The sequence below is a fragment of the Pseudacidovorax intermedius genome (genome assembly GCF_003350475.1).
GTDB classification, from domain to species: Bacteria; Pseudomonadota; Gammaproteobacteria; order Burkholderiales; family Burkholderiaceae_C; genus Xenophilus; species Xenophilus intermedius.
Map to the genome: position 1 here is coordinate 117,270 of NZ_QQAV01000011.1, position 13,392 is coordinate 130,661.

General features: G+C 70.1%; 11 protein-coding genes. 4 read left to right on the plus strand and 7 right to left on the minus strand.

What is annotated here, in order from left to right:
• Window positions 1-99: 99 nt before the first annotated feature.
• A complete protein-coding gene (locus DFR41_RS22440; protein ID WP_114804352.1) occupies window positions 100-1,242 on the plus strand; it encodes a zinc-binding dehydrogenase in 1,143 nt (380 codons plus the stop codon).
• A 169-nt stretch (window positions 1,243-1,411) separates the two neighbouring features.
• Here the strand turns inward: DFR41_RS22440 and DFR41_RS22445 are convergent, their stop codons facing one another.
• The 6 genes from DFR41_RS22445 to DFR41_RS22470 form a co-directional block, all read right to left on the minus strand.
• Complete coding sequence (locus DFR41_RS22445) at window positions 1,412-2,398, minus strand: tripartite tricarboxylate transporter substrate binding protein (protein ID WP_114804353.1); 987 nt, start codon at window positions 2,396-2,398, stop codon at window positions 1,412-1,414.
• Between the two features lie 66 nt (window positions 2,399-2,464).
• A complete protein-coding gene (locus DFR41_RS22450) occupies window positions 2,465-3,679 on the minus strand; it encodes an acyl-CoA dehydrogenase family protein (protein WP_114804354.1) in 1,215 nt (404 codons plus the stop codon).
• 13 nt (window positions 3,680-3,692) lie between these two features.
• Window positions 3,693-5,234 (minus strand): AMP-binding protein, encoded by a 1,542-nt coding sequence (locus tag DFR41_RS22455; protein ID WP_244917838.1) that lies wholly within the window; start codon window positions 5,232-5,234, stop codon window positions 3,693-3,695.
• 206 nt (window positions 5,235-5,440) lie between these two features.
• A complete protein-coding gene (locus tag DFR41_RS22460; RefSeq protein ID WP_114804356.1) occupies window positions 5,441-6,439 on the minus strand; it encodes a LysR family transcriptional regulator in 999 nt (332 codons plus the stop codon).
• 37 nt (window positions 6,440-6,476) lie between these two features.
• Window positions 6,477-7,292, minus strand: a complete 816-nt coding sequence (gene dkgB, locus DFR41_RS22465; protein WP_114804357.1) for a 2,5-didehydrogluconate reductase DkgB — start codon at window positions 7,290-7,292, stop codon at window positions 6,477-6,479.
• 94 nt (window positions 7,293-7,386) lie between these two features.
• Window positions 7,387-8,598 (minus strand): MFS transporter, encoded by a 1,212-nt coding sequence (locus DFR41_RS22470; RefSeq protein WP_114804382.1) that lies wholly within the window; start codon window positions 8,596-8,598, stop codon window positions 7,387-7,389.
• Window positions 8,599-8,731: 133 nt separating this feature from the next.
• Here DFR41_RS22470 and DFR41_RS22475 point away from each other — a divergent pair, with 133 nt between their 5' ends.
• The 3 genes from DFR41_RS22475 (at window position 8,732) to DFR41_RS22485 (ending at window position 11,801) form a co-directional block, all read left to right on the plus strand.
• Window positions 8,732-9,622, plus strand: a complete 891-nt coding sequence (locus DFR41_RS22475) for a LysR family transcriptional regulator (RefSeq protein WP_114804358.1) — start codon at window positions 8,732-8,734, stop codon at window positions 9,620-9,622.
• Window positions 9,623-9,708: 86 nt separating this feature from the next.
• Entirely contained in the window at window positions 9,709-10,344 is a 636-nt protein-coding gene (locus DFR41_RS22480) for a class I SAM-dependent methyltransferase (RefSeq protein WP_114804359.1), read from the plus strand.
• Window positions 10,345-10,553: 209 nt separating this feature from the next.
• On the plus strand, window positions 10,554-11,801 hold the full coding sequence (locus DFR41_RS22485; protein WP_114804360.1) for a porin: 1,248 nt from the start codon (window positions 10,554-10,556) through the stop codon (window positions 11,799-11,801).
• A 216-nt stretch (window positions 11,802-12,017) separates the two neighbouring features.
• Here DFR41_RS22485 and DFR41_RS22490 read toward each other — a convergent pair whose 3' ends face one another.
• On the minus strand, window positions 12,018-13,388 hold the full coding sequence (locus DFR41_RS22490; protein WP_114804361.1) for a heavy metal sensor histidine kinase: 1,371 nt from the start codon (window positions 13,386-13,388) through the stop codon (window positions 12,018-12,020).
• Window positions 13,389-13,392: the final 4 nt, after the last annotated feature.

The window sequence follows — 13,392 nt, forward strand, 5'->3', positions numbered from 1 at the left end:
GGCCCTGCGACAGTGCCGCCCGCCAGCGGCACCCACAATGGGCCGGTCCGCCGCACAGTACCCGTGCGCGGCGCCTGCCTTCATTCACCGGAGACGCCCATGCCCGAATCCCTTCCCGCCACCGCGCTGCAATTGCGCTCGCTCGTCCAGGCCGATGGCACGCTGCAGATCAGTCTGGAGCCGGTGCCCGTTCCGCAGCCCGCCGCGGACGAAGTGCTGATCCGTGTGCAGGCCACGCCGATCAATCCGTCCGACATCGGCCTGCTGCTCGGTCCTGCCGATCTGTCCACCGTCCAGGTGTCAGGCACTGCCGAGCGGCCGGTGGTGACGGCCCGTATCCCCGAGCGCGCCATGCCCGCCATGGCGGCACGCGTGGGCCAGAGCCTGCCCGTCGGCAACGAGGGGGCAGGCCTCGTCATTGCGGCGGGCGCGTCGCCGACCGCCCAGGCATTGCTGGGCCGCACCGTGGCCGTGATCGGCGGCGCCATGTATGCCCAGTACCGCACCATGGTGGCGGCCCAGTGCCTCGTGCTGCCCGAGGATACGACGGCAGTGGACGGCGCCTCCTGCTTCGTCAACCCGCTGACGTCGCTCAGCATGGTTGAGACCATGAGGCGCGAGGGCCACACGGCGCTCGTGCACACGGCCGCTGCCAGCAACCTTGGCCAGATGCTCAACCGGATCTGCCTGAAGGACGGGATCGGCCTGGTGAACATCGTGCGCAAGCCCGAGCAGGCGGCGCTGCTGCGCGGGCAGGGCGCGATGCATGTGTGCGACAGCAGCGCGCCCGACTTCATGGCCCAGTTGACGGACGCGCTGGTGGTCACCGGTGCCACCATCGGTTTCGACGCCACGGGCGGTGGCACGCTGGCGGGCCAGATCCTGCAGTGCATGGAAGCGTCGATCGCGCGCCGCACGCCGAGCGAATACAGCCGCTACGGCTCGTCGGTGCACAAGCAGGTCTATCTGTACGGTGGCCTGGACACGCGGCCCACCGAGATCCACCGCAGCTTCGGCATGGCCTGGGGCGTGGGTGGCTGGCTGCTCTTTCCCTTCCTGCAGAAGATCGGCGAATCCGCGGCGCAGGCGCTGCGCGCGCGCGTGGCGGCCGAACTCAAGACCACCTTCGCCAGCCACTACGCGCGGACCGTGTCGCTGGCGGGCGCACTGAGCGCCGATGCCATCGCCTTCTACGGCGCGCGCAACACGGGCGCGAAGGTGCTGATCGATCCGTCGCGCTGAACTGAAAAGCACCCCCATGCCGCTTCGCGGCTCCCCCTCTCTCGCGCCTTCGGCTTGGAGGGGGCGCACCCCGCGGCCTGGCGAAGCCAGTTCCGCGGGTGCCCTGGCATGGCCTGCTCCGCGGCCGCATGATTCGAATCGGTGCGCCTGTGGAGCCCCTTGGCAGCTGTCAGAGCGGCTCCAGTCCGACCTTCTTCATCATGGCCTGCGTCGAGCGCATCTCGCGCTTGAAGCCATCGACATAGGCGCTGCCTTCCTGGATGTCCACCTGGCCGCCTTGTTCCTGCAGCGCGGCGATCACGCGGGGCTGCTTGAGTGCCTGCACGAAGGCCGACTGGATCTTTTCGACCACCGCATCGGGCGTGCCTGCGGGGACCGAGATGCCGCCCCACGAGGTCAGCTCCACGCCGGGAACGCCGGCCTCCGCCAGCGTCGGCACCTGCGGCAGCACCGCATTGCGGCGCGGACCGGTCACCGCCAGCGCACGCAGTCGACCCGCCTGGATCTGCGGATAGGCCACGGCCAGGATGGGCGCGCCGAACACCACCTGATTGCCGAGCACCGCGGTGCACAGCTCCGACGCGCCCTTGTAGGGCACGTGCAGCGCGCTGCCCTTGATCGCGTCGAGGAACATCTCCACCCCCAGGTGCGAAGGCGTGCCCACGCCGCCCGACGCGTACTCCACCTTGCCGGGCCGGGCGCGGATCTGCCGCACGAGGTCGTCCACGCTGCGGATGTCCGAGTCGGCATTCACGATCAGCACCACGTCGGCGCTGGTCAGCCGCATGATGTGGCGGAAGTCCTTCAGCGCGTCGAAGCCTGGGCTCTTGTACATGAACATGTTGGCCGCCATGGGCGCGGCCGAATAGATCCAGGTGTAGCCATCGGCCGGTGCGCGGGCCACCAGCTTGGCGCCGATGTTGCCGCCCGCGCCGCCGCGGTTCTCGATGACCACGCTCTGGCCCAGGATCGGGCCGACCGCCTCGGCCAGGATGCGTGCGGTGTTGTCCGGGCCCGTGCCGGCCAGGTAGGGCAGCACCCATTTGATGGGCCGGCTGGGGTAGGGCTCGGCGGCGCGGGCGAGTGGTGCCGCCAGGGGCGCGAGGGCGGCGGCGAGGCCAGCCCCCACCAGACGGCGGCGGTTCATGTCGGTCATCCTGCTTGTCTCCTTTTGTGATTCTTTCGAAAGCCGGCGTCCACGGCGCCGGCCGGGCGTCGGGCGTCAGGCGGCGGTGTCGGGCGCGAGCAACTCCTTGGCGATGGTGTTCTTTTGGATCTCGCTGGTGCCGGTGAGCACCCGGTACATGCGCAGCATGCGGAACAGGAACTCCACGCGACGGCCCTGCACGATGCCCTCGCCACCGTGCACCTGCACCGCCTTGTCGGCGACGCGGAAGGCGGTCTCCGAGCAGAACAGTTTGGCCATCGAGGCCTCGGCCCGTGCATCGCCGCCGGCGTCGAGCTGGCGGGCGGTGGCGATCATCAGCGCGCGTGCCGCGGCGAGTTCGGTGGCGGCCTCGGCCAGCATGTGCTGGATGGCCTGGAACTGCGCGATGGCACGGCCGAACTGCCTGCGCTGCATCGCGTAGTCGCGGGCATCGCGCAGCGCCACCTGGGCCAGGCCCACCATCGCTGGGCAATGCAGCAGCCGGTTGACCGTGATGCGACCCAGCGCCAGGGCCAAGCCGCGACCCGGCTCGCCGATGCGCTGGCCGGCCGGCACGCGGCAGCCCTCGAGCACGATGTCGCCGGTGCTGCTCTGGCCGGCCATGGTCTTGTAGTTGGACTCGACCCGCACGCCCGGCGAGCGCAGGTCGACGAAGAAGGCCGTCACCTCGCGCTGCTCGCTGTCTTCGGGCGCGGTCGAGGCCATCAGCACGGCCGCATCGGCGAAGGGCGAGCCCGAGATGAAGCGCTTGCGGCCGGTGAGGACGTAGTCGTCGCCGTCGCGCACCGCACGCGTCTGCACCGCGCCGGCGTCGGATCCGGCCTCGGCCTCGGTGAGGGCGAAGCAGATCGCCATCTCGGCCTGCGCCACGGGCAGGATGAACTGGGCCATCTGCTGCGGCGTCGCATGGCGCACCAGCGCGCCCACGCGCGGCGGACCGCTCAGCTCGCCCAGCACGTGCGGCGCGAAGGGCGAGCCGGTGGCGTAGATGGCTTCCTTGACCAGCACATGGTCCAGCACCGACAGGCCGAGGCCGCCCAGCTGCTCGGGCAGGGTGAGACCGTAGAAGCCCCGCTCGTGCGAGCGGCGCCAGACCTGGCGCAGCAGCGCGCGGTCGGGGCTGTGCTCGTGGTCGAGCTGGTGTTCGCTCGCCAGGGCGGCCAACTCGCCGTTCAGAAAATCCTGGATACGCGCGATGAGCGCGGCGGCGCGTTCGCTGCCCTCGAAGGGGCCGCGGAACAGCGGGGCGGACAGGGTGGTGTTCGTCATGGCGTCTGCCTTTTCAATTGACCATCCGCGACTGGCCCTGCCAGTACGGCGCCTGCACCGCGCGGCGCATGACCTTGCCATTGGGGTTGCGCGGCAGCGCAGCGACGAACTCGATGTGCCGTGGGCGCTTGAATCCGGCCAGCTGCGCGCTGCAGAAGGCGTCGATCAGCGCCGCGTCCGCCGGACGGCCCGGCTTGAGCACCACATGCGCCGCCACCGCCTCGCCCCACTTGTCGTCGGGGATGGCGAAGACGCAGGCGTCCTGCACCGCCTCGTGCTGGTACAGCACAGCCTCGACTTCGGAGGGATAGACGTTGAAGCCGCCGCTGATGACCATGTCCTTCTTGCGGTCCACGATGTAGACGAAGCCGTCCTCGTCCATGCGGGCCAGGTCGCCGGTGTGATAGCGGCCGTTCTTGAGTACCTCGGCCGTCAGCTCGGGCGCGCGCCAGTAGCCGGCGAACACGTCGTCGCCACCGACCACGATCTCGCCGATCTCGCCCATGGCCACAGGCTGGCCCGCGTCATCCAGGATCTGCACGTCGCACTCCAGGAAGGGCCGGCCGCAGGAGGCCAGGCGCTCCGGCCGCGCGGCGCGGGCATGCAGGTGGTCCTCGGTGCTGAGGGCGCAGACGCCGGAAGTCGTCTCGCCCGCGCCATAGCCTTGCGACAGCACGGGACCGAACACGTCCATGGCGCGAAGGATGCGTGCCGGTGCCATGGGCGCGGCGCCGTACCCGAGCCGCTGCAGGTCGGGAAGCGGCCGGTATTGGCCTTCCAGCTCGGCCAGCAGCATGTTGATCATGGTCGGCACCATGAAGGTGTGGGTGATGCGCTCGGCCTTCATGTCGGCGAGAAAGCGCGCGGGCTCGAAGCCGTTGAAGATGCGGATGGTCACACCGCTGCACAGCGCGGGCACGATCTGCATGCCCGAGGCATGGGTGATCGGTCCCACCAGCCCCAGCGAATGTCCGCTGCGCATGCCTTCGCTGCGGATGAGGAACTTGCGCAGTTGGGCCAGCCTGTTGCCGAAGGTCTGCATGGCGGCCTTGAGCACGCCCGAGCTGCCCGAGGTGTAGTGAAGCACGGCGAGTTCGTCGGCATGCACCGGCACCGCGTCGAAGCGGTCGCTGGCGCGGGCCAGTAGGCCTTCGTAGCCTTCGTCGCCGGGCGCGTCCAGCAGCACCAGCCGCGGCGTGCCGCGCAGGTGCGGGCGGATGGCCTCGGCCCGCTCGGCGGTGGTGACGATCAGCGTGGCCTCGCTGTTGGCCGCGACCTCGCCGACCTCCGCCGGCGACAGGCGCGCATTGAAGGGCGCCTTGACCAGCGCGGCCTTGTAGCAGGCCAGCTCCAGTTCCACGATCTCAGGGCAGTTGGGCAGGTAGATGCCGACGCGGTCGCCGCGCGACAGGCCCAGGCCGAGCAGGGCGTTGGCGAGGCGGCAGGCGCGCTGCTCCAGCTCGGCATAGGTCAGGCTGCGATCGGCGCTGCGGACCGCGACCTGCCGCGCATGGGCGCGGGCGCTGCGGGCGACGAGGGTGGCCACGTTCGTCACCGGACGGACGACGGGCGTGGAAGGGCTGGCGTTGTTGATGGCTGTCTCCTGGAATCTCGACCGGCTGCCGCACGGACTGCGTGTCCTGCGGCGGTGTCGGTCACTGTTCCAGAAGGCCGGTCATCGCGGAAATACCGTTTGCTGATGCCGGGGCATCAATGCAAGTGATGGCCTCCCGCCGCGGGCAGGCGGGCGCGCGTCGCCGTTCAGGGCCGGTCGCGGTGCAGCCACTCGGCTTCCCAGGCGCCTTCGTCGATCAGCCGGCGCGACTGGCCCAGCAGGGCCTCCATCACGGCCTGGGTGGCGGCATCGCGCACCCGTCCAGCAGGCAGGGCGAGGCTGTAGGTCCGCACCAGTTCGGGCTGCACCACGCGGGCGACGACCCAGTCGGCGCGGGCCGGCGGCGCATCGTGCAGCGCGCAGGCCGGCGTGAAGGTGAAGCCCGCGCCATGCAGGTAGAGCGAGCGGATCACGCGTGCGGAGTCGTGCTCGTGGACGATGTGCAGCGTGGTGCCCCGCGCGGCCGCGGCTTCTTCCACGCTGCGGCGGATCGAGAAACGGCGCGACTGCAGCACCAGCGGCAGGCGGGCGGCATGGTCGAAGTCCAGCGTGGGGCGGCCGGGCGGCGTGCCGGCCTTGCGCTGGCCCTTGGAGGCGGAGGGCCGCAGCAGCGCGCCCACTTGGCCGTCAGCGTCCTGGCCGCAGACGAACATGGCCTCGCGTGCCAGCGGCCGGCACTCCAGGCCGTCGACGGCCGGCGTATCGACCAGCACGCCCAGGTCGGCGCGGCGGTCCAGCATGGCCTTCTTGACCATCAGGCTCAGGTCGTCGAGCACGAAGACCCGCACCCGCGGCGCCGTCTCGCGCAGGGCCATCAGCACCGGGCCCATCAGCAGCGAAGCGAGCAGGAAGGGCAGGGCGATGGTCACCGAGCCTTCCGGACCCTGGGGCAGTTGCCGGATGCGGCCGCGCATGGCGTCGGCGTCCGACAGCAGGCGGCGCGCGTCTTCGTAGAGCTGCAGGCCGGCGGAGGTGGGCGTGACGCCGGCATGCGAGCGCTCCAGCAACTGCGTGTCGAGCTCGGCCTCCAGCTTCTTGATCTGCGCCGTCAGCGCCGGCTGCGCGATGTAGAGCGAGGCCGCCGCGCGCGAGAGGCTGCCCGCTTCGAGCACGGCGATGAAGTAGCGGAGGCTGCGCAGGTCCATGGGTGGCGCGCAGCATAGCCGCGCGTGCGGCGGGGTGTCAGTCCCAGGCGGGCGCCAGGTTTTCCGGGTTGGCGAGGCGCTCGTTGCGGTCCAGCGCGGCGATGGCGGCCATGTCCTCCGAGGTGAGCTTCAGGTCCTTCGCCTTCAGGTTGGACGCCAGGTTCTCGCGTCGGGTGGAAGACGGAATGACCGAGAAGCCCTGCGTCAATGCCCAGGCCAGCGCCACCTGGGCGGGCGTTGCGCCGTGCCGCTGGGCGATCTCGGCCAGCGCCGGCTCCTTCAGGACCTTGCCATAGGCCAGCGTCATGTACGAGGTGAGGTGCACGCCCTGCATGCGCGCGTAGTTGACCAGCTTGCGGTTCTGCAGATAGGGGCTGATCTCCACCTGGTTGGTGGCGATGGCGCCCTTGCCGGCCAGCTCGATGGCCTGCTGCAGCAGCGCGATGGTGAAGTTGGAGACGCCGAACTGCGCCGTCAGGCCCTGTCGCTGCGCCTCGGCCAGCGCCTCCAGCGTCTCGCGCAGCGGCACGGCGCGGCCGGGCGAAGGCCAGTGGATCAGCGTCAGGTCGACCTGCTCGGTGCGCAGCCTCTGCAGGCTGTCCTTGAGGCTGGGGATCAGCGCGTCGGCCCCCAGCTTGTCGACCCAGACCTTGGTGGTGAGGAAGAGCTGAGAACGGGGCACGCCCGATTCGGCGACGGCCTGGCCGATCTCGGCCTCGTTGCCGTAGATCTGTGCGGTGTCGATGGCGCGGTAGCCGACGTCCAGCGCGTTGCGCACGGAATCGATGACGGTCTGGCCCTTGAGGCGGAAGGTGCCGAGGCCGAAAGCGGGAATGGGAGAAGGAATGCTCATGATGGATGTTCGGGTGGAACGAAAGGAAGGATCGGTGGATGAACGGTAGCGGCCACCGCAACCTGCGGCTGGCGGCCGACTACCGCGCTGTCCGTCAGCAGGTGACGCGGTCGTCGCGGGTCACTTGGGCTGCGCCGCGGCCTTGCGCATCGCGGCGGTCCAGCCGGCCGGCCCAGGTGGTCAGCGCCCAGGCGCCCAGCACCACCAGCGCGCCGATCCAGGCGGTGTGGATCAGGCCCAGCCGCTCGACGATCAGGCCGCCCAGCCCCGCGCCGCCGGCAATGCCCAGGTTGAAGGCCGCGATGTTCAGGCCCGAGGCCACGTCCGCGCCCTTGGGGCTGAAGCGCTGCGCCTGCTGCACCACATAGACCTGCAGGCCCGGCACATTGCCGAAGGCCACCGCACCCCAGGCCAGCACCGTGGCGACCATCAGCACCGGATGCGGTGCCGTCAGGCTCAGCACGCCCAGCACCGCGGCCAGGCCCAGGAAGATGCGCTGCAGCGCCGGCACCGGCCCCAGCCGGTCGGCCAGCTTGCCGCCCCAGAGGTTGCCCACGGCCACCGAGAGGCCATAGGCCAGCATCACGCCGCTGACCGCGCTGGCCGAGAAGCCGGTCACCTGTTGCAGCAGCGGCGCCAGGAAGGTGAAGGTGATGAAGGAGCCGCCATAGCCCACCGCCGTCATCGCATAGACCAGCAGCAGCCGCGGTTGGGCGAGCACCGCCAACTGGTCGCGCAGGGCCGCCGGTGGGCTGTGCGGCACGTTGCGTGGCACGAAGACCGCGCTGCCCAGCGCCGCGACCACGCCCAGCCCGGCCACGGCCAGGAAGGTGGCGCGCCAGCCCAGGTGCTGGCCGATCAGCGTGCCCAGCGGCACGCCCGTCACCAGCGCCACGGTGAGGCCGGTGAACATGATGGCGATGGCGCTGGCCGCCTTCTCCTTCGGCACCACGCTGGCCGCGATGATCGAGCCGATGGAGAAGAAGACACCGTGCGCCAGGCCAGTCAGCACGCGCGCCACGATCAGCGACTCGTAACCGGGCGCGCGCCAGGCCACCAGGTTGCCGAGCGTGAATAGCACCATCAGCCCCAGCAGCAGCGCCTTGCGCGGCAGTCGGCCGGTCAGCGCGGTGAGCAGCGGCGCGCCGACGGCGACGCCCAGGGCATAAAGGCTCACCAGCAGACCGGCCGAGGGCAACGTGACGCCGAGGTCGGCAGCAATGGTGGGGATGAGGCCGACGATCACGAACTCGGTCGTGCCGATGGCAAAGGCGCTGAGCGTCAGCGCGAACAGGGCAATAGGCATGGAAGGCACCTCGCGGCCGGGGCCGCACAAGCAGTCGAACAGGTCGAACAGGTTGGAAGGCCGCCAGTCTCCGCCCCCGCGCTCTTGCGAAAAACCCGTCTATAAACCAAACACTTTTGACCTGGAATCAAGAATGAAGACGACGCTGGACGAGATGCAGACCCTGGCCGCCGTGGTCGACACCGGCGCCCTGTCGCGGGCGGCCGATCAGTTGGGCATGACCGTCTCGGCCATCAGCCGCACGCTGGCGCGGCTGGAGCAGAAGCTCGGCACCACACTGATGCGCCGCACCACCCGCCGGCTGGAACTGACCGAGGAGGGCGCCGCCTTCCTGGCGCGGGCACGCGCCATCCTGGCCAGCGTCGATGCCGCCGAAGAGGACATGGCCGCACGCCGCGAGCGCCCCGCCGGCCGGCTGCGGGTGGATGCGGCCTCGCCCTTCATGCTGCATGTGGTGGTGCCGCTGGTCGCCGGCTACCGGGCCCGCTACCCGGAGGTGACGCTGGAACTGCACAGCCACGACGGCCTCATCGACCTGCTGGAACACCGCGTGGACGTGGCCATCCGCATCGGGCGGCTGCGCGATTCGACCCTGCATGCGCGGCCGCTGGGCAGCAGCGCGCTGCGGCTGCTGGCGTCGCCGGACTATCTGGCCGCGGCCGGCACGCCACGCCGCGTGGCCGAACTCGCGCGACACACGCTGCTGGGCTTCACCTCGCCCAGCAGCCTCAATGAATGGCCGGTGGCCGACGCCGAGGGCGAGCCACTGCACGTCGAGCCCGCCTTGGCCGCTTCAAGCGGCGAGACCCTGCGCCAGCTGGCGCTGGAAGGCGCGGGCATCGCCTGCTTGGCGGACTTCCTGACGGCGCGCGATGTCGCCGAAGGACGGCTTGTGCCGGTACTGCCGCGGCACACGCGCGAGGTGCGCCAGACCATCCAGGCGGTGTACTACCGCAATACGCCGCTGACGGCACGCATCGCGTCCTTCGTGGACTACCTGGTGGCGCAGCAGGCGCGTGTCTGAATGCCGTCAGCCGTCAGCCAGCGCGCCGCACAATGCGCCGCCGCGCCCCGCGGGCGTGGCGTTCCGCGATCCGAGGAGACAACGCCATGCAGGACTACTACGCCGCCCGCGCCGCGGAATACGACCGCATCTACGCCAAGCCCGAACGGCAGGCCGACCTTCGGGCGATGGAAGCCTGGCTGCCGACCGTGCTCGCCGGCCGCCATGTGCTGGAGGTGGCCTGCGGCACAGGCTACTGGACGCAGTTCTACGCAGCGGCGACGGCCGGTGTGGTGGCGCTCGATGGCGCGGCGGAGACGCTGCGCATCGCCGAGCGCCGCCTGCCCGATGCCCCTGTGCGTTGGTTGCAGGGCGACGCCTATGCGTTGCCGGTGGCGGCGCATGCCTTCGATGCTGCCTTCGCCGGCTTCTGGTGGTCGCACATTCCGCTGGACCGCATCGACGCCTTCCTGCAGGGGCTGCACCGCGTGCTGAAGCCCGGCGCGCAGGTGGTGTTCATCGACAACCTCTTCGTGCCCGGCAGCAGCACGCCCATCGCCGAGCAGGACGGCGATGGCAACAGCTGGCAGCTGCGGCGACTGGCGGATGGCTCCGTGCATCGCGTGCTCAAGAACTTTCCCAGCCGCGACGCGTTGCTGTCGGCCGTGGCGCCCTATGCGCGCATCAGCGAATACCGCGTGTGGCAGCACTTCTGGGCGCTGTCCTATTCGCTGCGAGCGTGACGCCCGGCTGGCCCGACCTCCGGTCAGTTTGCTGTCAGACAGGGGTGAAGCGGCGATGAATTCGCAAAAAAGACGTTGAAATCGAGGGTTAATACCATGTAATTTAGGAGACTTTTTGGCGTTGCAGACTCGCGTTCAGCCCAGGCCTTCTGGGCGCTTCCAACCGCTTCCGTCAAGAGAAGCAAAACGCTTCATCTGGAGTTCAACGCATGAAAAAGAGTCTCGCGGCACTGGCCGCCATGGTGGTGTGTGGCGCCGCGTCCGCGCAGTCGACGGTCACCCTGTTCGGTGTGCTCGACGCTGCCGTCAGCCACACCAGCAACAAGGGTGAGCTGGTCCTGACCAATCCCACGCTGGCCACGCTGGTCAACCCGTCGCTCGCGCTGCTGCCGCAGTCGGTCGAGGCCAGCCGCACCGAGTTGCGCAATTCGGGCCTGAGCTCCAGCCGCCTGGGTTTCCGTGGCGTCGAGGACCTGGGCAACGGCCTGAGCGCCAGCTTCTGGCTCGAAGGTGCCCTCAACAACGACGATGGCACCGGTGCCGCCAGTGGCGCTCTCAACTTCCAGCGCCGCTCCACCGTCAGCCTGGCCGGCAGCTTCGGTGAAGTGCGCCTGGGTCGCGACAACTCGCCCGCCAAGGTCAACGACGACACCTTCGATCCCTTCGGCGCCGTGGGCGTCGGCGGTTCGCTCATCGCCTCGGCCTACAGCCACGGCCGGGTCAGCAATGCGCTGCAGTACTACCTGCCCGCCGGCCTGGCCGGCGTCTACGGCAACGTGATGTATGGCATGGCCGAGCGCGCCAGCATCTCGCCCCTGGGCCTGAACCAGCGCGACTCCGACGAGGGCCGCTATGCCGGTGCCCGCGTCGGTTACGCCAACGGCCCGCTGGACGTGGCCCTGGCCTATGGCCAGCTGGACAACGTGGACGGCGCCAACAAGGGCAAGGACACGATCAGCGTGCTGACCGACCGTCGCTTCAAGGACAAGATCTTCAGCCTCGGCGCCACCTGGGACTTCGGCGTCGCCAAGCTCTTCGGCGAGTACTCGCAACGCGAGCTGGACCGCGAACTGCTGGCCCGCGACTACGTGGCTGGCGTGCTGACCGTGCGTCCCACGGTGAAGACGCAGGGCTACCTGCTGGGCGTGAGCGTGCCCGTGGGCGCCGGGATCATCCGCGCGTCGTATGCCAACGTGCGCTACGACAACGACAGCGTGGCGCTGTTCCAGCCCGAGAAGCGCGAAGCCAACAAGTTCGCCCTGGGATACCAGCACAACCTGTCCAAGCGCACCGCCCTGTACGCCACCGTTTCGCGCGTGACGAACAAGAACGGCGCCAACGTCACGGTCGGCGGCCCCGCCTTCGTGGCCCCCGCCATCCCTGCCGGCCTGACCGGCGTGGGCTACCAGGCCAAGAGCTCGACCGGCTACGAGTTCGGCGTGCGTCACTCCTTCTGAGCCTGACGCAAGCCGCCCCGGGTGCCGCGGTCTGCTGGCGCATTCGACCGCGACGCCCGGGGGGCGGGCCGCAAGGCCTGCCACCATCCTTCACGGCGGCCTGCCTGCCGATGAGGGGTGTCTCCCGCCGGGCATGGGCTGTTGTCCACGCCCGCGCCGCAAGACTCCAAGGACCTCCTGCAGGTTCACTTCAGCCCGCCTGCGTGCGGGCCTTTTTCATCGTCGGGGCGCCACGGTGAAGCCCACGGTGATCTCGCCATCGGCCCACTGCGCGAACACCTGCCCGCCATGCATGGCCGCCACCGCGCGCACGATGGACAGGCCGAGCCCGTGGTTCTCGCCGCTGTTGGGGCGTGAGCTGTCGCCGCGGTAGAAGCGGTCGAATAGCCGCGCGAGCGCCTCGGGCGCCAGGGGCGCGCTGGGGTTGCTCACGCTGACGCGCGCGCCACCGGCAAGCGGCTCGATGCGTACGCCGATCACGTCGCCGCCCGAAGAGTGCTGGATGGCGTTGTGCAGCAGGTTGCTCAGCGCGCGGCGGAAGAGGGCGGTCTCGATGGGTGCGATGGCGTCGCCCTGCACGTCCACGCGCAGGCCGGCCTCGTCCAGCAGCACGTCGAAGAACTCCACCGTTTTGGCCACTTCCAGCGCCAGCGGCGCGTCGACCAGGCGCCGGGCGCGCTCGCCCTGTTCGGCGCGGGCCAGGAAGAGCATGTCGGCCACGATGGAGCGCAGCCGCTCCAGCTCCTCCAGGTTGGACTGCAGCACCTCGCGCAGCGCGGCGGCGTCGCGCTCGCGGGCCAGCGTCACCTGGGTCTGGCCGATCAGGTTGGCCAGCGGCGTGCGCAACTCGTGGGCCACGTCGGCGTTGAAGGTCTCCAGCTGGCGGTAGGCGCCGTCCAGCCGGTCCAGCGCGGCGTTGAAGGACTGGCCCATGTCCGTCAGCTCGATGGGCAGGGCGGGCAACTGCAGCCGCTGGCCGCGGTTGTCCGGGCCGATGCCCTGGGCCTCGGCCGACAGGCGCTGCAGCGGGCGCAGGCCGACACGAGCGACCCAATAGCCCATCAGTGCAGCCACGCCCGCGCCGGTCAGCGCCAGCAGGGCCATGGCGGCCTCGAAGGTGTGCAGGGTCTGGCGTGGCGCGGCACCGCTCACGCCGGCGATGAGCTGAACCTCGGGCCGCACGTCGTTGGCCGGCAGCCGTGCCGACATCAGCGCCATGGGCCGGCCGTTGGGGCCGAGGGGCAGCTCGACCACCCCGTCCTCCTCGTGCAGCGCATCCGCCATGGCCTGGGCGCCGTCGGCCCAGCGGAAGCCGGGCGCCTCGCTCCACATCCAGTAGCGCACCTCGCCGTTGCGGCTTTCGAGCGCGGAGATCTTCTCGCGGACACGCAGGCCCAGTTGCGACGAGCGGCCATGCTCCAGCATGTAGCGCACATCCTCCAGGCGGCTCTGCACCTCTTCGCGCTCGTGGCGCCGCAGCTCGTGCCGCAACACCTGCAACAGCGCCACACCCAGCAACGCGAAGATGAACACCGCCACGGCGGTGAACATCAGCGCCAGACGCAGGGCGATGGAGCCGCGGCGCATGCCC

Coding starts and splice junctions, on each gene's coding strand:
- dkgB (WP_114804357.1), bottom strand. CDS start 7,292: ATGAGCATTCCTTCTCCCATTCCCGCTTTCGGCCTCGGCACCTTCCGC.
- DFR41_RS22480 (WP_114804359.1), top strand. CDS start 9,709: ATGCAGGACTACTACGCCGCCCGCGCCGCGGAATACGACCGCATCTAC.
- DFR41_RS22445 (WP_114804353.1), bottom strand. CDS start 2,398: ATGACCGACATGAACCGCCGCCGTCTGGTGGGGGCTGGCCTCGCCGCC.
- DFR41_RS22440 (WP_114804352.1), top strand. CDS start 100: ATGCCCGAATCCCTTCCCGCCACCGCGCTGCAATTGCGCTCGCTCGTC.
- DFR41_RS22475 (WP_114804358.1), top strand. CDS start 8,732: ATGAAGACGACGCTGGACGAGATGCAGACCCTGGCCGCCGTGGTCGAC.
- DFR41_RS22460 (WP_114804356.1), bottom strand. CDS start 6,439: ATGGACCTGCGCAGCCTCCGCTACTTCATCGCCGTGCTCGAAGCGGGC.
- DFR41_RS22450 (WP_114804354.1), bottom strand. CDS start 3,679: ATGACGAACACCACCCTGTCCGCCCCGCTGTTCCGCGGCCCCTTCGAG.
- DFR41_RS22490 (WP_114804361.1), bottom strand. CDS start 13,388: ATGCGCCGCGGCTCCATCGCCCTGCGTCTGGCGCTGATGTTCACCGCC.
- DFR41_RS22470 (WP_114804382.1), bottom strand. CDS start 8,598: ATGCCTATTGCCCTGTTCGCGCTGACGCTCAGCGCCTTTGCCATCGGC.
- DFR41_RS22485 (WP_114804360.1), top strand. CDS start 10,554: ATGAAAAAGAGTCTCGCGGCACTGGCCGCCATGGTGGTGTGTGGCGCC.